Origin of the sequence: Xanthomonas sp. 4461 (assembly GCF_024806475.1) — a bacterium.
Classification (GTDB): Bacteria; Pseudomonadota; Gammaproteobacteria; order Xanthomonadales; family Xanthomonadaceae; genus Xanthomonas; species Xanthomonas arboricola_F.
The window spans coordinates 302,583-323,003 of record NZ_JANTYV010000001.1 but is presented as its reverse complement, the minus strand read 5'-3'; the positions used below and the strand labels follow the sequence as shown (position 1 = coordinate 323,003).

Here is a 20,421-nt window from a genome sequence, read left to right as displayed (position 1 = left end):
CCCCTCCCAGGTACATGTTGTTCTTTGATTTTTTGATCCGGCAGACGCCTGGATGTCATGCGTCGCACGCCCGGACGGACGTCACGACTGCAACGTATGGTAGACACCGCACCCGCATGCAAACGGCTGCTGCATACGTATTCAACCCGCACAACGGCAATGAAATCGATTCCACATGGCATATCCCGCGCACGAAACGGTCGCTGCCGGGTGCCCATCGGTGCGATACGGGATCTACAGCAGTCGGATGTCGCAGCGACATGCAATCAATGGCGGTGGATGCGAAGCAACGTGTTGCGACGCATCACGCAACGGTTGCCATCCATCGGTACGAAGCGGACAGCCTGGCCTCCACCGGGGGCCAGGCGCACCTCGAGAGTGTCGGTGCTGCCGACCTGGCGCTCTTCGCGCACGAAGGCGAACGGGTTGCTCACGTAATCGGCGCCGTCGCCATCGCGATAGATCTGCGCGGTATAGCGCACGCCGGGTTCGAGAAAGCCCAGCGGCACCTGCAGCAGGCGACCGTATTCGTCGGTGATGCTGCCCAGGAACCATTCGCGGCTATGCCGGTCCTTGCGCGCGATGGTCACGTAGTCGCCCACTTCGCCATTCAATGCGCGGGTCTGGTCCCAGTCCACTGCGACGTCTTCGATGAAGCGGAATGCGTCGCGATGCTGCAGATAATGCTCGGGCAGGTCGGCGGCCATCTGGATCGGGCTATACAGCGTCACATACAGCGCCAGTTGCCGCGCCAACGTGCTGGGGATGGCCTGGCCGTTGCGGCCCTGCAGGCTGACGATACCCGGCGTGTAATCCATCGGCCCGGCGAGCAGGCGCGTAAACACCAGGTTGACCTCGTGTTCCGGCGGATTGGGCGGCTGCCCCCAGGCGTTGTATTCCATGCCGCGCGCGCCTTCGCGCGAGATCCAGTTAGGATAGGTGCGGCGCAGGCCGGTGTCCTTGATCGGTTCATGTGCGTTGACGGCGATATGCTGCTCGGCTGCCTCGCGCACCACGCGCAGGTGGTGGCGTGCCATCCACTGGCCGTCGTGCCACTCGCGCAGCGGCACGCCGCCTGCAGGGTTGCGTCGCTCCACCTGGCCGTCGTCGCAGACATAGCCGGTCTTGACCGAGTCCACGCCGAAGCGTGCGTACAGGTCCATCGCCTCGGCGATCTGCTCCTCGTAATGGTCCACTGCGCACCCCGTTTCATGATGGCCGATCAGATGCACGCCTTTGCCCGCGGCGTACGTGCTCAACGCGGGAAGGTCGAAGTCCGGCGTGGATCTTGTGAAATCGAAGCTACCTCCGTTGCCGAACCATTCGCCGTCCCAGCCCGGGTTCCAGCCTTCGACCAGCACACCACGAAATCCGTGTGCGGCGGCAAAGTCGATGTAGCGCCGGGTCGTGGCGGTGGTGGCCGCGTGTTTGGGCCCGGTGGCCCAGGTCTGTTGGTTGAGATGCATCGACCACCACACACCGACGTACTTGGACGGCTTGACCCAGTCCACATTGCCCAGCGCATTGGGCTCGTTGAGGTTGAGGATCAGGTTCGATTCCACCAGGCCGGTGGCCTGATCGGCGATCTGTAGCGTGCGCCACGGCGTATCGAACGGCAGGGTGCGGCGCACCTTCCAGCCTTCGGCTGCGGGCGATAACTGTGCGCGCAGGCGCTGGTCGTCGGTGCGACGCAGCCACATTCCCGCGTAGTCCACCAACGCCGCTTCGTGCAGTGCGAGATGCAGCCCGCTGTCGGTACGTAGCGTGAGCGGCGTGTGGGCCAGGGTGAGTTGATTCAGTGGCGTGCGGTTGTAGAGATACTCGTAATGGATCGGTTCGCCCGCCGGAATCCACCATGCATCGGCGTGTTGAGCAATGGCGAATTCGGTGAGTTCGTCGTCGACGATCGCTTCGCGCAGGCCGGCTTGTTCGGGAAAGTGATAGCGCAGGCCCAGCCCATCGTCGTAGACGCGAAAGACGACCTCGAAGCTACGCTGCGCACCGTCACGCTCGCCCAGGCGAACACGCAATTCGTTGTAGTGGTTGCGGACCAGGCGGGTTTCGCCCCAGGGTTGCTCCCAGGTGTCGTCATGACTCTGGCGTGTCTGCGACAGCACCACCAGTCCGCGGTCCAGGCGTCCGTCGCGCAGATTGAAACCCAGCCGTGAACGCTGCAGCACCGGCTGGCCCAGGCGTTGCACGCGGTAGTACGGCGTGCCGCCATCCAGCTCCAGGCTCACCTGCAGGATCTTGCCGGGCGAGGCGACATCGATCGTGGTGACCTCGGCATGCAGCATTGGCGCCACGCTCGCGATGCAGGCGAGCAACAGCAGGCGCGCGATCCAGCGCGCGCCCAGCGTCGAGCGTGCTCGACATGAAGACAGCGGCATATCCCCTCCCAAGGCGGCCGATGCAGAAGCGGCGACTATGCAGCGCTACGCCGTCCAAGCGCCGTGCTGCATGCCCGTTGCTGCCATGAATACGTATGCAGTGGTGCGCCGGGGCAGGGTGCGCGTCTACCATGGCGTACGGCACCTGGGAGGGTCCGCGACCGTGGCACGCCCGTGCCGCGCACCACAACGCGTGCAACGAGGGAGGAAGGCCGACGGCGCGAGCCGTCTCGCCGCTTCGATGCTGAAGATGATCTGCATGGCTGCAACGTTCGGCGTTGCGGCAAGCTCGCCGGTATTGGCCGATGAGTTGGAATTTCAGGGGCGCCGCGCCCAGGCGCAGGCGCTGGACGATGGCGGTTTCGTGTTGCGATGGCCGCAGGGCGAGCGCCGCATTGCGGCGCAGCCGATGCGCACGCACACCGCCAGCCCGATGTTCGACGCCTTGTTCGCGTTGGCCCAGCAGGAGTTGGCCGACGACCGTGTCGATGCGATCCGCGATCCGGCCTTCAACGCTGGCAAGCCGGTGCCATGCAAGTGCTTCGAGACCGGCGAACGCTGGCCGTATGTGTGGACCCGCGATGTCAGTTTTGCCGCCGATCTTGCGCTGGCGCGGCTGGAGCCGGAGCGCACACGCAATGCACTGCGCTTCAAGCTGTCGGCCGCACGCGACGGACGCACGCCTGGCGTGTTCGTTGCGCAGGATACCGGCTCCGGTGGCAGCTGGCCGATCAGCAGCGACCGGGTGGTGTGGTTTCTGGCCGCGCGCGGATTGCTGGACGACAAGGACTTTGCGCAAGACGTCTGGCAGGCGCTGCAGGCCACCCTTGCGCAGGATCGCGATGCAGTGTTCGATGCGCAGATCGGCCTCTACCGTGGAGAAACCTCGTTTCTGGACTGGCGCGAGCAAACCTATCCGGAGTGGACGCGCGAGAACGTAGGCTTCATCGCCGACTCGTTTGCGCTATCGACCAATGTGTTGCATTACCAGGCGCTACGTCTGGTCGAGCAGCTGGCACGCCAGCATGGCGACGCACGCGCTGCCGATTACGCGCAGTGGGCCGATGCCTTGCGTCGGGCCATCGATGCACGCTTCTGGGATGCAGACAGCAGCCAGTATGTGAGTTATCTCGGCACCGCGGCGCATCCGGTGCGCTACGCCAAGGTCGATCTGCTGGGTGTGTCGCTGGGCGTGCTGGCCGATGTGTTCCCCGCAGAGCGGGCACGCACGGCGCTGCGCAATTATCCGGTGGTTGCCGGTGGCAGCCCGGTGGTGTGGCCGCAGGAGGCGGCGCAACCGATTTATCACAATCGCGCCATCTGGCCATTCGTCAGCGCCTACGCCTTGCGTGCAGCGCGTGCGCTGGACGATGCGCCACGCATCGCAGTGGAGCTGCAATCGCTGATGCGCGGCAGTGCGCTGGCCGGCTCCAACATGGAAAACTACGAGATGCAAAGCTTGGCCGTGCATGTGGAAGATGGCGCACGCAGCGGCCCGGTGGTGAATTCGCCGCGTCAGCTGTGGTCGGTTGCGGGTTATCTCTCCGCAGTGCTGGAAGGCGTGTTCGGTGTCTCTGCCGATGGCAGCGTCACCCCGAAATTGCCGGGTAGTCTGCTGCCGCTGCTGTTCGGCGAGCGCCAGCAGATCGTGCTGGAGCAGGGCGCACGGCGCTATGTCTTGCAGCGCCCCATCAACGAAGAAGGCGACTTGCTGGTGGCCGGTCGCGTTACCCGGCAGGGCCAGACAACGCAGGTGCAGTTGGTCGGTCGCAAGGCCGATCTGGCCGCACCGCCGCAGCCGGTGCAGGTGTTTGCACCGCAAACGCCTGCGTTGCCGGTTGCGCTACGGCAGGGCGGCGGTCATCGCATCGCCATTCCCGCAGGCACGACGCTGTACATGGATGGCCGTGCGTTGGATGCAAGTGAACACTGGGATCTTGCCGGTGACGGCGTGTTGCATGTGCTCAGCCTGACCCGACGTGCGGCAGGCATCGAATCGCTGCACGGTCCTTCGTTGACGCTCGGGCCGGCGCAGGAACTGCGCGGTAACCAAGCCTGGAAATGGAAGCCATCGCGTAGCGGCCCGCATCGGGTGTCGCTGCGCTATCGCAACGACAATGGCCCGATCAATACCGGCGTCACTGCGGCGGTGAAACGGCTGGTGCTGGAATGCCCGGGCAAACCCGCGCAATCGCACGTCATCGTGATGCCGCATAGCGTGGGCGAGCAGGTGTCCACGCAGGCGACGTTCGATGTGGTGGCCGGGCAGGCCTGCGCGTTTCGGCTGGACGATGGCTTCAACATGAGCGCACTGGCGCACTTTGCGCAGTACAACGGCGGCCGTGGCGGTCGCGACGGGGTGGTCAACACGGCACAGATCAGCGCGTTGATCGTCGGGCCGGCAGCCATCGGGGAGATCGCACCGTGACCGCCAAACCACGCCTGAGCTTCTGGCAGATCTGGAACATGTGCTTCGGCTTTCTCGGCATCCAGTTCGGGTTTGCGCTGCAGAACGCCAATGCCAGCCGCATTTTCCAGACCCTCGGCGCGCAAGTCGACGATGTACCGGGGCTATGGATTGCCGCGCCGCTCACCGGGCTGGTCGTGCAGCCCATCATCGGGTATCTGTCCGATCGTACCTGGACGCCCTGGGGCCGGAGGCGCCCGTATTTCATGGTGGGCGCGGTGTTCACTACGCTGGCGCTGCTGGTGATGCCCAACGCGCCCTTGCTGTGGATTGCCGCCGGCACGCTGTGGGTACTGGATGCATCGATCAATATCTCGATGGAGCCATTCCGCGCGCTGGTGGGCGACCAGCTGCCACCCGCGCAGCGCCCTACCGGCTATGCGATGCAGAGCTTCTTCATCGGTGTCGGCGCGATCGTGGCGAGCTTTCTGCCGTGGTTGCTCACGCGCTGGGGCGTTGCCAACGCCGCACCGCCGGGGCAACTGCCCGACAGCGTGCGCTACGCGTTCTACCTGGGCGCGGCGGTGTTGTTCCTCTCGATCGCATGGACAGTGCTGCGCACGCGCGAGTACAGCCCGGCGCAGCTGTCCAGCTTCGACGACGCGCACCCGCCTGCTGCAACGCACGCAGGCAGCGGTGCGCTGCCGTCGCGGGCATCAAGCGCGGCGTGGTGCGTTGCTGGCGTATTGCTGGCTTCGGCCATCGCCTGGCAGCACGGCGATCGCATGCTGTACGTGCTGGCCGGCCTGTGCATCGCCTATGGTGCGCTGCTCGCGTTGACGCGGCTGCTGCCGGGCGCCAGCATGCTGGTCGTCATCGTGCAGGACTTGCGCAGCATGCCGACGACCATGCGACGCCTGGCCTGGGTGCAGTTTTTTTCGTGGTTTGCGCTGTTTGCGATGTGGATCTACACCACGGCAGCGGTCACACAGGTGCACTTCGGCGCCGCCGATACGGTCTCGGCGGCCTATAACGATGGCGCGAACTGGGTAGGTGTGCTGTTCGGCGCCTACAACGGATTTGCAGCGCTGGCAGCGTTGGTCATTCCCGTGTTGGTGCGTGCAGTCGGCCTGCGCTGGAGCCACCTGTGCAATCTGTGGCTGGGCGCTGCGGGCCTGCTGTCGATGTTGGTGATTCGTGACCCGCAGTGGTTGCTGCTGTCCATGCTGGGCGTCGGTTTTGCCTGGGCATCGATTCTCTCGCTGCCTTACGCCTTGCTGTCCGACAGCGTGCCCGCCGCCAAGATGGGCGTGTACATGGGCATCTTCAATTTCTTTATCGTGATTCCGCAGTTGGTCGCTGCCAGTGCGCTGGGCTTTGTGCTGCGCGTCTGGTTGGGCGGCCAGCCGATCTATGCATTGGCCATCGGCGGGCTCAGCCTGTTGGTCGCGGGCGTATGCGTGGTGCGGGTCCCCGTCGCCTCGGGAGGGCAGTGATGCGTAGTGCGATCTATGTGGCGTTGACGATGTATGCGGGCGTGGCATGCGCCGCACCTGCCTCCAGGGAGTATTACGGCACCTTGGAGCCGTTCGCCGCCGATGCGGTGTACTTCGTGGTCACCGACCGTTTCGTCAACGGCGACCTGGGCAACGATCAGCGCGAGCAGGGGGGTGCATATCGCACCTTCGATGTGCCCACGCCGTGCGCCGATGGCAGCGACGACAACATCGGCTACCTTGGCGGCGATTTCAAAGGCATCGTCGATCACGCCGACTACATTCGCGACCTGGGGTTCGGCGCAGTCTGGATCACGCCGATCGTCGACAACCCGGACCAGGCATTTACCGGCGGCAAGCCGATCACCTGCGGCAGCACGCTCAGCGACCACGGCAAGACCGGCTATCACGGTTACTGGGGCGTGAACTTCTATAAGCTCGACGAGCATCTTCCTAGCCCGGGCCTGGATTTTGCCGGCTTCACTCGCGCCATGCATGCCAACCAGCTGAAGGTGGTGCTGGATATCGTCGGCAATCATGGCTCGCCGGCTTACACCATGCCGGTGGCGCAGCCAGGTTTCGGCAAGCTCTACGATGCGCGCGGCCGCCTGGTTGCCGACCATCAGAATCTGCCGCCTGCGCAACTGGACCCGCAGCACAACCCATTGCATGCCTTCTACAACACCGGGGGTGGTCTGGCGGAATTGTCCGACCTCAACGAGAACAATCCGGCGGTGCTGGATTACCTGGCCGGTGCCTATCTGCAATGGATGGAGCAGGGGGGCGATGCGTTCCGTATCGACACCATCGGCTGGATGCCGGACCGCTTCTGGCATGCCTTCGTTGCGCGCATCCGCGAAAAACGCCCGGGATTTTTCATGTTCGGCGAAGCGTTCGATTACGACGCCGACAAGATTGCCGGCCACACCTGGGCACGCAACGCCGGCGTGAGCGTGCTGGATTTTCCGTTGAAGCAGCAGCTGTCGGACGTCTTCGGCCACGCGCAGGCGGGCTTCGAACAGCTCGCCGGGCCGTTGTTTCTGCGTCAGGGGCCTTACGCCAACCCGTACGAGCTGATGAGCTTTTACGACAACCACGACATGGCGCGGCTGGACGCCAGCGACACCGGTTTTATCGATGCACATAACTGGTTGTTCACCGCGCGCGGCATCCCGGTGATCTATTACGGCTCGGAAATCGGCTTCATGCGTGGACGCGCCGAGCATGCGGGCAACCGTAATTACTTCGGCGTGGAGCGCATCAAGGCCGCACCGCAAAGCCCGATCTTCGGCCCGCTGCAACAGATCGCCCGCCTGCGCCGCGACACTCCGGCACTGCAGCGCGGCGTGCAGGTGGATGTGCTGCTGCGCGGAAACCAGGCGGCGTTCTTTCGCGTCTACCAGCACGTGGGTACCAGCCAGACCGCGCTGGTGCTACTGAACAAGGAGGATGCGGCGGCGAACATCGAAGTGACGCGCTTTCTGCAGCCTGGTACCTGGCGCGACGCGATGAGCGGCGAGCAGGTGCCGGTGCAGGGGCGCTTGCGGCTTCCGGTGCCCGCGCACGGCGTGCGCGTACTGCTGTCGGATGCGCCGATCACCGATCCCGCATTGCGCAAGCAACTCGACGCGCAGATGGCCGATCAAGCCGCGCGCGACGCCCGCAACAGGTAGGAGCGCACCCGGGCGCGACTTGGGCTTGCCGGGAACGCCCCGTCGCGCCCGGGTGCGCTCCTGCGAAGCATTCGATGGCCGCGACGAGATTTGCAGCCCGCCACGCATGCATTGGCGTATCTTCTTTGGATACGCCGATCAACGAGCAAGCTGCGCGCAACCTTCGCAACCGGTAGGAGCGCGCTGGCGCGCGATGGGGCGTCACCGGTAGTGCTTCATCGCGCGCCAGCGCGCTCCTACAACGGGTTCGGCGGATCGCGATCGATCCTGCAGCCGGCCATGCATGCTCTAACGAATCCCGAATCCCGAATCCCGAATTCCGAATTCCGAATTCCGAATTCCGAATTCCGATTCCCGATTCCCTATCCTCAGCGCCCAGCAACTCCGCTGGCTGCCTGTCCGCACATCGCGTCACCGGACTCCGTTGCCGGCGACGGCGTCCAACCCAGCGGCGGCTGCAGCCCGCTGCTGCGCGAGGAATCGCGCAATGCCAGGCGCACCGGGATCGTGCGGCTCTGCGCCGCTTCGCCACGGATCAGCGCGACCAGGCTTTCCACCAACAGCGTGCCGGCCTGCTTGGTGTCCTGCTGCACGGTGGACAAGGCAGGCGCAACCGAAGCCGCCAATGCAATATCGTCAAAACCGCTGATCGCCACGTCCTGCGGCACGCGCAGGCCGCGCTCGCGCAGGGCACGCATCGCACCGATCGCGATCAGGTCGCTGGCCGCGCAGACCGCGTCGAATGCCTTGCCGCTGTCCAGCAGCGCCAGGCAGGCCGCATGCCCGGACGACTCGGTGGTGATCGCATCGAACTGCAGCCCGGCATCGGCGACCAGATCCTGCTGCGCCAGTGCCGCGACATGGCCCCGGTAGCGTTCTTCGAATTCGGGATAGTGGTTGGACGCGTGGCCCAGAAACGCGATCCGTCGACACCCCTGCGCCAACAGGTGCTCGGTGATGTCCAGGCCGCCCTGATAATTGTCGCTGCCGATCGAAATGCCCGGCTGGCCCGGCAGCGCCGCGCCCCAGCGGACGAAATGCGTGCCTTGCTCGACCAGCAGCTGCAACCGCTGGCGCGATTGCTGGTAGTCGCCATAGCCCAGCAAGATGATGCCGTCGGCCTTGTTGCTGTCTTCGTAATCGGCCTGCCAGTCCTTGGACAGCTGCTGGAACGATACCAGCAGGTCGTAGCCCTGCAGCGCGCAGGCGCGGGTGATCGAGCCCAGCATCGAGTGGAAGAACGGGTTGATCAGCGAATCGTCGGCGGTGGGGTCTTCGAAGAACAGCAGCGCCAGCGTGCCGGCGTTGCGCAGCCGCAGCGAGGAGGCGTTCTTGTCGACCTTGTAGTTCAGTTCGCGCGCGATGCGCAGGATGCGCTTGCGCGTTTCCTCGTTGACCATCGGGCTGCCGCGCAACGCGCGCGAGACGGTCGGCTGCGATACACCGGCCAGATAGGCGATATCCAGCGAGGTGGCTTTACCCTTGATGGTCATGGTCGGCAACGGCAGGACAAGTGGCCGGCATCATGCCACGCGCCCGGCGGCGCCGTGCCGCCCTGCACAGTGGTCGCCTGATTGGTTTACCATTCATGCCCAAGACCCCTTGCGAGAAGGTGGCCCGCGCTCCGCGCCGGCCCAGCGTGCGACATGAGCACTACCACCGCCCACCGTTGACCGGGACCGGCCCCTGCGCAGCTAGCGCCCGCGTGCCGTTGTCTTCCGCAGCACTTCTCGTTCTTCTCTTTCCGAGCCTGTCCAGCAGTGGGCAGATCTCCCATGGCAGCGGACCGCTGCAGCCAGCCCAGACCCCATTCTTGCCCATGATCAATATCACGCTCCCCGACGGCAGCCGCCGCGAATTCGAATCCCCCGTCTCGGTGATGCAGGTCGCCCAGTCGATCGGCGCCGGCCTGGCCAAGGCCACCATCGCCGGCCAGGTCGATGGCCAGCTGGTCGACGCCAGCGACCTCATCGACCATGACGCGAGCCTGCGCATCATCACCGCCAAGGACGCCGAAGGCGTGGAGATCATCCGCCACTCCTGCGCGCATCTGGTCGGGCATGCGGTCAAGCAGCTGTACCCGGAGGTCAAGATGGTGATCGGCCCGGTCATCGCCGAAGGCTTCTACTACGACATCTACAGCGAGCGCCCATTCACGCCGGACGACATGGCCGCGATCGAGCAGCGCATGCAGGAACTGATCGCGCAGGATTACGACGTGATCAAGAAGGTCACCCCGCGCGCCGAGGTGATCGAGGTGTTCGCCCAGCGCGGCGAGGAGTACAAGCTGCGCCTGATCGAGGACATGTCCGAGGACATCACCGCGATGGGCCTGTACTACCACCAGGAATACGTGGACATGTGCCGCGGCCCGCACGTACCCAATACGCGCTTCCTCAAGGCCTTCAAGCTGACCCGCATTTCCGGTGCCTACTGGCGCGGCGATGCCAAGAACGAGCAGCTGCAGCGCATCTACGGCACCGCCTGGGCCGACAAGAAGCAGCTGGACGCCTACATCCTGCGCATGGAAGAGGCCGACAAGCGCGACCATCGCCGCATCGGCAAGCAGCAGGACCTGTTCCATCTGCAGGAAGAGGCGCCCGGCCTGGTGTTCTGGCATCCCAAGGGCTGGTCGCTGTGGCAGGTGGTCGAGCAGTACATGCGCAAGGTCTACCGCGACAGCGGCTACGGCGAAGTGCGTTGCCCGCAGATCCTGGACGTGTCGCTGTGGCAGAAGTCCGGCCACTGGGACAACTACCAGGACGCGATGTTCTTCACCGAGTCGGAAAAGCGCACCTACGCGGTCAAGCCGATGAACTGCCCCGGCCACGTGCAGGTGTTCAACCAGGGCCTGCACAGCTACCGCGACCTGCCGATCCGCTACGGCGAGTTCGGCGCCTGTCACCGCAACGAGCCCTCCGGCGCGCTGCACGGCATCCTGCGCGTGCGCGGCTTCACCCAGGACGACGGGCATGTGTTCTGCCTGGAATCGCAGATCGAAGCCGAAGTCACCGCCTTCCACCAGCAGGCACTGGCGGTCTACACCGCGTTCGGCTTCGACGACATCGAGATCAAGATCGCGCTGCGCCCGGAAAAGCGCCTGGGCGACGACGTCACCTGGGACAAGGCCGAAGCCGCGCTGCGCAGCGCGCTAGGCGTGTGCGGGGTGGAGTGGCAGGAGCTGCCGGGCGAGGGCGCCTTCTACGGCCCCAAGATTGAGTACCACCTCAAGGACGCCATCGGCCGCACCTGGCAGCTGGGGACGATGCAGGTCGATTTCATGATGCCCGGCCGCCTCGGCGCCGAGTACGTGGACGAGCACAGCCAGAAGAAGCATCCGGTGATGCTGCACCGGGCCATCGTCGGTTCGATGGAGCGTTTCATCGGCATTCTGATCGAGCACCATGCCGGCGCCTTCCCGTCCTGGCTCGCCCCGGTCCAGGTCGTTGTCGCCAATATCACCGACGCTCAGGCTGAATATGTGGACTCGGTTCGGAAAACCCTTGCAAATCAAGGCTTCCGTGTCAACGCCGATTTGCGTAATGAGAAGATCGGTTATAAGATTCGCGAGCATACGCTGCAACGCGTGCCTTACCTGCTCGTGGTCGGTGACCGCGAGAAGGAAAATGGCGCGGTCGCCGTGCGGACGCGTTCGGGGGAGGACCTCGGGACCATGTCGGTCTCCGCCTTCATCGAGCGTCTGCAGGCAGAGCAGGCAGCGTGAGCCAACCCCGGCCGGTCTGGATGATCCGGATGCGCCGGTTCGATTCCCCTGGGAGATTGCAATATCAGTACCCCTGACAACAAACAGAACCGCAAGAACCAAGAAATCCGTGTGCCGCGCGTCCGCGTGATCGGCAGTGACGGTGAGATGGTCGGCGTGTTGTCGCGCGACGAAGCGCTCGCCAAGGCCGAGGAAGAAGGCCTGGATCTGGTCGAAATCCAGCCGCAGGCCGATCCGCCGGTCTGCAAGATCATGGATTTCGGCAAGTTCAAGTTCGAGCAGCAGAAAAAGGCCAACGAGGCCAAGAAGAAGACCAAGCAGGTCGAGATCAAGGAACTCAAGTTCCGTCCGGTCACGGACGAGGGCGACTACCAGATCAAGCTGCGCAACATGCGCCGCTTCCTGGAAGAGGGCGACAAGGTCAAGGTCAACATCCGCTTCCGTGGCCGCGAAATGAGCCACCAGGAGCTGGGTCGCGAGATGGCAGCACGCATCGAGGCCGACCTGGGCGAAGACATCGTCATCGAGTCCCGTCCGCGCCTGGAAGGGCGGCAGATGGTCATGATGATCGCGCCCAAGAAGAAGATCTGATTCCACCGCGACCGGCCCTGGTGGGGTCGGTCCGGCTGGCGACAGCAGCGATTTGCAAGAAGTCCCGGCAACGGGTAGACTGCGCGGCCCGGTTTTGCCGGGGCGCCGCGCAAGCGGTACAGGACCTGTCCGGATCGTGTTCGATCAAGGACTTACAAGCAGGCAAGGGCAAGGATGGAAAGTGTGGTCGCAAGACTGCCGCCCGTGTCAGTGACAAAACACCATCAAGGACATTGCAATGCCCAAGATCAAGACCAACCGGGCGGCGGCCAAGCGTTTCCGCAAGACCGCCTCCGGCAAGTACAAGTGCGGCCACGCCAACCGTAGCCACATCCTCACGAAGAAAGCGACCAAGCGGAAGCGCAACCTGCGGCAGACGAATCACGTCCGTGCCGAGGACGCTGGCCGTCTCGATCGTATGCTTCCCTACCTCTGAGGACTGACCCATGGCACGAGTAAAGCGTGGCGTACAGGCGCGTCGCCGCCACAAGAAAATTCTGACCCTGGCAAAGGGTTACTACAACGCTCGCCGCAAGGTGTTCCGCGTTGCCAAGCAGGCGGTCATCAAGGCGCAGCAGTACGCCTATATTGGTCGTAAGCAGAAGAAGCGTAATTTCCGTTCGCTGTGGATCACCCGCATCAACGCAGCTGCCCGCATCAACGGCTTGAGCTACAGCCGTTTCATGAACGGCCTGCTCAAGGCTGGCATCACCCTGGACCGTAAGGTGCTGGCTGATATCGCCGTGCACGACGCCGCCGGCTTTGCCGCGCTGGCCGAGAAGGCAAAGGGCGCGCTGGCGGCGTAAATGCAGGTCCCTCTGCAAGAGCCCGCACATCCATATGCGGACTTTTGAAAGGGTAGTTTCTTGTCGGGGTTTGCGCATTCGTGTGCAGGCCTCCGGCGAGGGCAAGCAGATATGCAGGGGGAAGGGCGCGAGTCCTTCCCCTTTTGCGTTTTTAGATGGCCGGCATCGTTGAGTTGATGCCTGGCAGGACGCGATTTGAGTAGCAATGCATTCCGGTGCATCCGGAAACACCGTTCGGCTGAGCAGTTGAGGCGCGAGTGCAATGAGTGAGATTCAATCCCTGACCGAGCGCGCGCTGGCCGATGTCGCCGCCGCGCAGACGCCGGACCAGCTGGAAGCCCTGCGGGTCGCCTTGCTGGGCAAGAGCGGCAGCGTCACTGCCCAGCTCAAGCAGCTCGGTACGTTGCCGCCCGACCAGCGCAAGGCCGCCGGCGAGGCGATCAACCAGACCCGCGATACGCTGACCGCAGCGTTGTCGGAGCGCAAGGCGACCCTGGAAACCGCAGCGCTGGACGCGCGTCTTGCCGGGGAGCGCATCGACGTCACCCTGCCAGGCCGCCGCAGCGAACGTGGCGGTCTGCATCCTGTCACGCGCACGCTCGAGCGCATCGTCGAAATCTTCGCGCGGCTGGGGTATGAGTTGTCCGATGGCCCGGAAATCGAGGACGACTGGCACAACTTCGAGGCGCTGAACTTCCCGCCGCACCATCCGGCGCGTGCGATGCACGACACGTTCTATTTCGGTGACGGGCGCCTGCTGCGTACGCATACGTCCGGTGTGCAGGTGCGTTACATGGATGCGCACACACCGCCGCTGCGCATGATCGCAGCCGGCAAGGTGTATCGCTCCGATTCGGACCAGACCCACTCGCCGATGTTCCATCAGGTCGAGGGGTTGCTGGTGGACGAGCATTCGACTTTCGCCGATCTCAAGGGCACCTTGTCCGAGTTCGTGCGTGCGTTCTTCGAGCGCGATTTCGAGATGCGTTTTCGTCCCAGCTATTTTCCGTTCGTCGAGCCGGGTGCGGAAGTGGACATCGCCTGGCAGCAGCCCGATGGCAGCACGCGTTGGCTGGAAGTGCTGGGCTGCGGCATGGTGCACCCTAACGTGTTGCGCAGCGTCGGCATCGACCCGGAGCGCTACACCGGCTTTGCCTTCGGCCTGGGCGTGGAGCGCTTTGCGATGCTGCGCTATGGCGTCAACGACCTGCGCGCGTTCTTCGAAAACGACGTGCGTTTTCTCCGGCAGTTCGCCTGACGGCGGGGAATCGGGAATTGGGAATGGGGAATCGCAGCGGCCACGCGCTCTGCAGGTCCCGTTCCGAAGGCCCGGCATCCCTGCTTGTGCAATTCCCCATTCTCCATTCCCGATTCCCGGCCCCTCATGAAATTCTCTGAAAATTGGCTGCGTAGCCACGTTCCGATCCAGGCCTCGCGCGAGGAACTTGCCGCCACGCTGACGGCGATCGGCCTGGAAGTCGAAGACGTCACGCCGTTGGGCGAGGCACTTGGTCAGGTGGTGGTGGCGCGCATCGTCGACGCCGTGCGACACCCGGAAGCCGATCGCCTGCAGGTCTGCAGTGTCGATGCAGGGCAGGGCGAGTTGCTGCAGATCGTGTGTGGCGCGCCCAATGCGCGTGCCGGTCTGGTGGCGCCGCTGGCGCTGGTTGGCGCGCAGATCGGCGAGCTGACGATCAAGGCCGCAACCTTGCGCGGCGTGCCGTCCAACGGCATGTTGTGCTCGGCCAAGGAGCTGGGCCTGGATGGCGATGCGTCCGGGCTGTTCGAGTTGCCGGACGATGCGCCGGTGGGGCAGGCCCTGGCGGACTACCTGGGCTTGCCGGATGCCAGCATCGAAATCAAGCTCACCCCCAATCGTGCCGATTGTTTCAGCGTGCGTGGCATCGCCTTCGACGTGGCCGCAGCGTGCGCCAGCGAAGTGGTGGCATTCGATGCCGGGGCCGTCGCGTCGGCGTCCACACGCACGCTCGCGGTGGAGTTGAATGCCGGCAAGGAAGCGCCGCGCTACTGCGGGCGGGTGATCGAGGGCATCGACCCGGCCGCGAAAACGCCGGTATGGCTGGCCGAGCGGCTGCGCCGCAGCGGCGTGCGCCCGGTGTCGTTGCTGGTGGATATCACCCAGTACGTGATGCTGGAGCTGGGCCAGCCGATGCATGCCTTCGATCTGGATACCTTGCAGGGCCCGATCGGGGTGCGCCGTTCGCGCGGTGGCGAGCAGCTGGCGCTGCTGGATGGGCGGCAGGTCACGCTGGACGATAGCTTCCTGACCATCACCGATGCCGATCGCCCGGTGGCGTTGGCCGGTCTGATGGGTGGGCTGGACACGCGCGTCACCGAGACCACGCACAACGTGTTCCTGGAGTCGGCGTACTTCGATCCGGCCGCGATCATGGGCCGTGGCCGCAAGCTCGGGCTGCATACCGATGCTGGTCATCGCTTCGAGCGTGGCGTGGACCCGGCGCTGGCGCCGCAGGCGATTGAAGTCGCGACGCGGCTGGTGCTGGAACTGGCCGGTGGCACGCCGGGCCCGGTCGTGCATGCGCAACTGCCGCAACATCTGCCGCAGCCTGCAAACATCCTGCTGCGGCGTGCGCGGATCGCGCGCGTGCTGGGCATCCGGATCGATGACGCCGAGGTCGTGCGCATCCTGGGCGCGCTCGGCATGCGGATCGAGGCAGTTGCCGAAGGCTGGCAGGTGATGGCGCCGAGCCGTCGCTTCGATATTGCCATCGAAGAAGACCTGATCGAAGAGTTGGCGCGTATCCACGGTTACGACCGCGTGCCGACCACGCTGCCGGGCGGGGCAAGCCGGATTGCGATGCCGAGCGAAACCCAGCTCGACGAGCTCAGCGTGCGTCGCCAGCTGGTGGCGCGCGAGCTGCAGGAAACCATCAATTACGCCTTTGTCGATGCCGCCTTGCTGGAGCGCTGGCAGTTGACCGACGGCCTGGTGCCGTTGGCCAATCCGCTCAGTGCCGAGCTGGCCATCATGCGCCCGCGCCTGTTGCCTGGCCTGGTCGCCACATTGGGCCGCAACGCTGCCCGTCAGGCAGGCCGAGTGCGGCTGTTCGAGCTGGGCAAGGTGTTTGCCGCCGCCGCGCAGGCAGGCGCTGCCCCTCGGGAATCCCAGCATGTCGCTGCCGCGGTCTGTGGCGATGCGCTGGCGTTGCAATGGGGCGAGCCCGCGCGCAAGGTGGACTTTCACGATGTGAAAGGCGACCTGATGGCACTGGCAGCAGCCAGCGGCGCGGCGCTGGAGTTCCAGCCTTCCAGTCAGCCATTCGGGCATCCAGGCCGGTCGGCCGATATCTGTCGCGATGGCGTGTGCATCGGCTGGATCGGCCAGGTGCATCCGCGGCTGACCAAGGCGCTGGAGATCGACGTCGATGTGATCGCGTTCGAACTGCAGCTGGAGCCGCTGGTGCGACGGGCGCTGCCGCGTGCCGGCGAGCTGTCGCGGTACCCGTCGGTGCGTCGCGATCTGGCCTTCCTGGTGCCGGAGGCGGTCAGTTGGGCGGCGCTGTCGGCCAGCGTGCAGACCACGGTTGGCCCGTTGCTGCGCGAGGTGCAGCTGTTCGACCGCTATGTCGGGCAGGGGGTCGAGCCAGGTTTCAAGAGTCTTGCTATGGGCTTGATTTTGCAGGATAACTCGCGCACTCTCACCGACCGGGACGTGGATGCGGTCGTTACCGATGTGGTGGCCGTGATCGAGCGCGAGCACCGCGCCCGGATCCGGAGTTGAGGCGGTAACCAGGGGATTGGCATGGCATTGACGAAAGCGGAGATGGCCGAGCGTCTGTTCGACGAGGTCGGCCTGAACAAGCGTGAGGCGAAGGAATTTGTCGACGCGTTTTTCGATGTGCTGCGCGATGCGCTGGAGCAGGGGCGTCAGGTCAAGCTGTCGGGGTTCGGCAACTTCGATTTGCGGCGCAAGAACCAACGGCCCGGTCGCAATCCCAAGACCGGCGAGGAAATTCCGATCTCGGCCCGGACGGTGGTGACCTTCCGTCCTGGCCAGAAGCTCAAGGAGCGGGTGGAGGCTTATGCTGGATCCGGGCAGTAATCGCGAACTACCGCCGATTCCGGCCAAGCGCTATTTCACCATCGGTGAGGTCAGCGAACTGTGCGACGTCAAGCCGCATGTGCTGCGGTACTGGGAAACTGAGTTTCCGAGCCTGGAGCCGGTCAAGCGGCGCGGCAACCGCCGTTACTACCAGCGCCACGATGTGCTGATGGTTCGGCAGATCCGCGGCCTGCTCTATGAGCAGGGCTATACCATTGGCGGGGCGCGTCTGCGCTTGGAGGGCGATGGCGCCAAAAGCGAGTCGGCGCTGAGCAATCAGATCATCAAGCAGGTGCGCATGGAACTGGAAGAAGTGCTGCAACTGCTGCGCCGCTAGGAAAACGTTTCACAAAGCCGCTATAATCGCAGGCCGTCCTCGCGACGGGATGCAGCATCTTCGGGGTATAGCGCAGCCTGGTAGCGCACTAGTCTGGGGGACTAGTGGTCGTCGGTTCGAATCCGGCTACCCCGACCAAACATCAAGCCCATGTCGGTTCGACATGGGCTTTTTTGTTGCGCCGCACCATTGCACTTTTGTGTCCTGGCAGCGTTCGCTCGATATGCAGATCGGCATATCGCAGTGCAGCATGAACCGAAGGCTAGCGGTCAGTTTTTTCGGTTCAGTTCGCTATGGACGAAGGTCACACAACGATGCTAAGTATCCGGAAACGCTCCAAATCATTAGCAACGGATTAGAACGTGGATCACGGTTTGTTAACGCGGTAACGACGAACTTGAATCAATAGGCCAACGCCGTCAAAAAAATGGCGTGCCGCGTCTTGCGATGCGATCGTTCTGTGCCATAGTGCAGTGCAACACGTCATACCCGTCGTGATCCCGGTGTCCCGGGATGAACCCTCTGTCGTACGTTCGTGCTGGCGTGTTTGGCCGGTTGAATGCTGCGCGAGCTCCTGTCCCACCCAACCGAGGCAGCCAGCCACACGCATGAAGAAACTGATCGGACGATTTTGCCAAGGCCTCAGCCTGGCGTTGATCTGCTCGATGACACTGGGTGCCTGCAGCACCGGGAAGGACATGGCGAGGTCATTGCCGCTTCCCGATCCGCTGGCAATGTCCGCGGTGCAGCCCGAGTATCGACTCTCCCCAGGCGACCTGTTGCTGGTGAAGGTGTTTCAGGTCGACGATCTGGAACGGCAGGTCCGCATCGATCAGAACGGCCACATCTCGCTGCCGTTGATCGGCGACGTCAACGCCGCCGGCATGGGTGTCGGCGAGCTGGAAAAGATGGTTGCCGATCGCTACCGCAGCGGCTACCTGCAGAATCCGCAGGTGTCGGTGTTCGTGCAGGAATCCAATGGCCGTCGGGTGACCGTGACCGGCGCCGTCACCGAGCCCGGCATCTACCCGGTGATCGGTGCCAATCTGACGCTGCAACAGGCCGTGGCACAGGCCAAGGGCGTCAGCACCGTGGCAAGCCGCGGCAACGTCATCGTGTTCCGCATGGTCAACGGGCAGAAGATGATCGCCCGCTTCGACCTGACCGAGATCGAGAAGGGCACCAATCCGGACCCTGAGATCTATGGCGGCGATATCGTCGTGGTGTATCGCTCGGATGCGCGCGTCTGGTTGCGCACCATGCTGGAACTGACCCCCTTAGTGATGGTGTGGCGCGCTTACCGATGAGTATGAATTCCGACAATCGTTCCTCGCCGTCGCAGCGTCACGGGCATCTCGAACTGGCCGACGTCAGCTTGCTCGACTACTGGCGTGCCCTGGTGTCGCAACGCTGGCTAATCATCCTGATCACCATTGCCGCCGTGCTGCTGGCGCTGGTGATCACCTTTCTGATGCCGGAAAAGTATCGCGCCACCAGCACGCTGCAGATCGAGCGCGATTCGCTCAATGTGGTGAACGTCGACAACCTGATGCCGGTCGAGTCGCCGCAGGATCGCGACTTCTACCAGACTCAGTACCAGTTGCTGCAGAGCCGTTCGCTGGCACGTGCGGTGATTCGTGAAGCCAAGCTCGATCAGGAGCCGGCGTTCAAGCAGCAGGTCGAAGAAGCGCTGGAAAAGGCGGCGGCCAAGAATCCGGAAGCAGGCAAGTCGGTGGATTCGCGTCAGGCGATCATCGAGCGCAGCCTGACCGACACCTTGCTGGCAGGCCTGGTCGTCGAGCCGATCCTCAATTCGCGCCTGGTCTACGTCAACTACGACTCGCCGGACCCGGTACTTGCGGCCAAGATCGCCAACACCTATCCGAAGGTGTTCATCGTGAGCACGCAGGAGCGCCGCATGAAGGCGTCTTCGTTCGCGACCAAGTTCCTCGCGGAGCGCCTGGAGCAGTTGCGCGACAAGGTGGAAGATTCGGAAAAGACGCTGGTTGCGTACTCGACCGATGAGCAGATCGTATCGGTGGGCGACGACAAGCCGTCGTTGCCCGCGCAGAACCTGACCGACCTCAACGCGATGCTGGCGTCGGCACAGGATGCGCGCATCAAGGCCGAGGCCGCCTGGCGTCAGGCCGCTAGCGGCGATGCCATGTCGTTGCCGCAGGTGCTGAGCAGCCCGCTGATCCAGACCTTGCGCGGCGAGCAGGTGCGTTTGACCAGCGAATATCAGCAGAAGCTGTCGACCTTCAAGCCGGATTACCCGGAAATGCAGCGCCTGAAGGCGCAGATCGAAGAGTCGCGCCGCCAGATCAATGGTGAGGTGGTCAACGTCCGCCAGTCGCTCAAGGCGACCTATGACGCGTCGGTACATCAGGAGCAGTTGCTCAACGAACGCATCGCCGGTCTGCGTACCAACGAACTGGACCTGCAGAGCCGCAGCATCCGCTACAACATGCTCAAGCGCGACGTCGACACCAACCGTCAGCTCTACGATGCGCTCCTGCAGCGCTACAAGGAAATCGGTGTGGCAAGCAATGTCGGCGCCAACAACGTGACCATCGTCGACACTGCAGATGTGCCTACGTCGAAGACTTCGCCGAAACTCAAATTGAACCTCGCTTTGGGCTTCATCTTTGGCGTATTCCTTGGGTTGGCTGTGGCGCTTGTGCGTTACTTCCTGGGGGGCACTGGGCCGGAAACACGATTGAACTGACATCGTGATGTTGCAAAACAGTGGTTAATTAAAGTGACAACCGATTCAGCGTAGAAAAAGTGGGATCCCGTATGTTTCGGGCTCCCTCGTTTTGAAAGTTTGTCTCTGTTGAAACAAAGGGCTGTCGTGCGATCTGGGGTCGGTAGGTATTACCGCGGTGATCGTTCGACGGAGATGATTGAAAG

General features: G+C 63.8%; 15 protein-coding genes and 1 tRNA gene. 14 read left to right on the top strand and 2 right to left on the bottom strand.

Translation table 11 applies throughout. The annotated features are described in order from the left end of the window. Positions 1-266: 266 nt before the first annotated feature. Positions 267-2,390: a glycoside hydrolase family 97 protein gene (locus tag FHY19_RS01250; RefSeq protein ID WP_259160965.1), complete on the bottom strand. Its 2,124-nt coding sequence runs from the start codon at positions 2,388-2,390 to the stop codon at positions 267-269. Between the two features lie 241 nt (positions 2,391-2,631). Here FHY19_RS01250 and FHY19_RS01245 point away from each other — a divergent pair, with 241 nt between their 5' ends. Genes FHY19_RS01245 through FHY19_RS01235 form a run of 3 tightly spaced genes read left to right on the top strand, consistent with a single transcriptional unit; the run spans position 2,632 to position 7,966 of the window. Then, a complete protein-coding gene (locus FHY19_RS01245) occupies positions 2,632-4,818 on the top strand; it encodes a Six-hairpin glycosidase-like protein (protein WP_259160963.1) in 2,187 nt (728 codons plus the stop codon). Then, entirely contained in the window at positions 4,815-6,293 is a 1,479-nt protein-coding gene (locus tag FHY19_RS01240) for an MFS transporter (protein WP_259160961.1), read from the top strand. The genes FHY19_RS01245 and FHY19_RS01240 overlap by 4 nt, the downstream gene beginning before the upstream one ends. Continuing rightward, positions 6,293-7,966: an alpha-amylase family glycosyl hydrolase gene (locus FHY19_RS01235; RefSeq protein ID WP_259160959.1), complete on the top strand. Its 1,674-nt coding sequence runs from the start codon at positions 6,293-6,295 to the stop codon at positions 7,964-7,966. Before FHY19_RS01240 ends, FHY19_RS01235 begins: the two co-directional genes overlap by 1 nt. A 368-nt stretch (positions 7,967-8,334) precedes the next feature. On the opposite strand, the gene FHY19_RS01230 is transcribed toward FHY19_RS01235, so the two are convergent. Continuing rightward, a complete protein-coding gene (locus tag FHY19_RS01230) occupies positions 8,335-9,459 on the bottom strand; it encodes a LacI family DNA-binding transcriptional regulator (RefSeq protein ID WP_259160957.1) in 1,125 nt (374 codons plus the stop codon). Positions 9,460-9,785: 326 nt separating this feature from the next. Here FHY19_RS01230 and thrS point away from each other — a divergent pair, with 326 nt between their 5' ends. From thrS to FHY19_RS01175, 11 genes are all read left to right on the top strand, one after another. Then, on the top strand, positions 9,786-11,690 hold the full coding sequence (gene thrS / locus FHY19_RS01225) for a threonine--tRNA ligase (protein ID WP_259160956.1): 1,905 nt from the start codon (positions 9,786-9,788) through the stop codon (positions 11,688-11,690). 63 nt (positions 11,691-11,753) lie between these two features. Then, positions 11,754-12,281 carry a translation initiation factor IF-3 gene (gene infC / locus FHY19_RS01220; RefSeq protein WP_074052463.1) on the top strand — a complete coding sequence of 176 codons (528 nt, stop codon included), beginning with the start codon at positions 11,754-11,756 and terminating at the stop codon, positions 12,279-12,281. 238 nt (positions 12,282-12,519) lie between these two features. Continuing rightward, positions 12,520-12,717, top strand: a complete 198-nt coding sequence (gene rpmI / locus FHY19_RS01215) for a 50S ribosomal protein L35 (RefSeq protein ID WP_002811096.1) — start codon at positions 12,520-12,522, stop codon at positions 12,715-12,717. 10 nt (positions 12,718-12,727) lie between these two features. Then, entirely contained in the window at positions 12,728-13,087 is a 360-nt protein-coding gene (gene rplT, locus FHY19_RS01210; RefSeq protein WP_003484828.1) for a 50S ribosomal protein L20, read from the top strand. A 262-nt stretch (positions 13,088-13,349) separates the two neighbouring features. Beyond that, positions 13,350-14,345: a phenylalanine--tRNA ligase subunit alpha gene (gene pheS, locus FHY19_RS01205; protein ID WP_259160954.1), complete on the top strand. Its 996-nt coding sequence runs from the start codon at positions 13,350-13,352 to the stop codon at positions 14,343-14,345. 126 nt (positions 14,346-14,471) lie between these two features. After that, positions 14,472-16,850, top strand: coding sequence for a phenylalanine--tRNA ligase subunit beta (pheT, locus tag FHY19_RS01200; protein WP_259160951.1), 2,379 nt, complete (start codon positions 14,472-14,474; stop codon positions 16,848-16,850). Between the two features lie 21 nt (positions 16,851-16,871). Further along, positions 16,872-17,171 carry an integration host factor subunit alpha gene (locus tag FHY19_RS01195; protein ID WP_002811076.1) on the top strand — a complete coding sequence of 100 codons (300 nt, stop codon included), beginning with the start codon at positions 16,872-16,874 and terminating at the stop codon, positions 17,169-17,171. Beyond that, the gene (locus FHY19_RS01190) at positions 17,152-17,508 is read left to right on the top strand and encodes a MerR family transcriptional regulator (protein WP_005995911.1); all 357 of its coding nucleotides are present in this window, start codon (positions 17,152-17,154) and stop codon (positions 17,506-17,508) included. The genes FHY19_RS01195 and FHY19_RS01190 overlap by 20 nt, the downstream gene beginning before the upstream one ends. Positions 17,509-17,569: 61 nt before the next feature. Then, a tRNA-Pro gene (locus FHY19_RS01185) sits at positions 17,570-17,646 on the top strand. A 470-nt stretch (positions 17,647-18,116) separates the two neighbouring features. Beyond that, positions 18,117-18,815 (top strand): polysaccharide biosynthesis/export family protein, encoded by a 699-nt coding sequence (locus tag FHY19_RS01180; protein ID WP_259150916.1) that lies wholly within the window; start codon positions 18,117-18,119, stop codon positions 18,813-18,815. Then, complete coding sequence (locus tag FHY19_RS01175) at positions 18,797-20,236, top strand: GumC family protein (protein WP_259160948.1); 1,440 nt, start codon at positions 18,797-18,799, stop codon at positions 20,234-20,236. The genes FHY19_RS01180 and FHY19_RS01175 overlap by 19 nt, the downstream gene beginning before the upstream one ends. Positions 20,237-20,421 lie beyond the last annotated feature (185 nt).

What these genes read in the sequence shown, in the direction of transcription:
- FHY19_RS01250 (WP_259160965.1), bottom strand. Translation starts at nt 2,390, where the DNA reads ATGCCGCTGTCTTCATGTCGAGCACGCTCGACGCTGGGCGCGCGCTGG.
- FHY19_RS01245 (WP_259160963.1), top strand. Translation starts at nt 2,632, where the DNA reads ATGCTGAAGATGATCTGCATGGCTGCAACGTTCGGCGTTGCGGCAAGC.
- FHY19_RS01235 (WP_259160959.1), top strand. Translation starts at nt 6,293, where the DNA reads ATGCGTAGTGCGATCTATGTGGCGTTGACGATGTATGCGGGCGTGGCA.
- FHY19_RS01230 (WP_259160957.1), bottom strand. Translation starts at nt 9,459, where the DNA reads ATGACCATCAAGGGTAAAGCCACCTCGCTGGATATCGCCTATCTGGCC.
- thrS (WP_259160956.1), top strand. Translation starts at nt 9,786, where the DNA reads ATGATCAATATCACGCTCCCCGACGGCAGCCGCCGCGAATTCGAATCC.
- rpmI (WP_002811096.1), top strand. Translation starts at nt 12,520, where the DNA reads ATGCCCAAGATCAAGACCAACCGGGCGGCGGCCAAGCGTTTCCGCAAG.
- rplT (WP_003484828.1), top strand. Translation starts at nt 12,728, where the DNA reads ATGGCACGAGTAAAGCGTGGCGTACAGGCGCGTCGCCGCCACAAGAAA.
- pheS (WP_259160954.1), top strand. Translation starts at nt 13,350, where the DNA reads ATGAGTGAGATTCAATCCCTGACCGAGCGCGCGCTGGCCGATGTCGCC.
- pheT (WP_259160951.1), top strand. Translation starts at nt 14,472, where the DNA reads ATGAAATTCTCTGAAAATTGGCTGCGTAGCCACGTTCCGATCCAGGCC.
- FHY19_RS01195 (WP_002811076.1), top strand. Translation starts at nt 16,872, where the DNA reads ATGGCATTGACGAAAGCGGAGATGGCCGAGCGTCTGTTCGACGAGGTC.
- FHY19_RS01190 (WP_005995911.1), top strand. Translation starts at nt 17,152, where the DNA reads ATGCTGGATCCGGGCAGTAATCGCGAACTACCGCCGATTCCGGCCAAG.
- FHY19_RS01180 (WP_259150916.1), top strand. Translation starts at nt 18,117, where the DNA reads ATGAAGAAACTGATCGGACGATTTTGCCAAGGCCTCAGCCTGGCGTTG.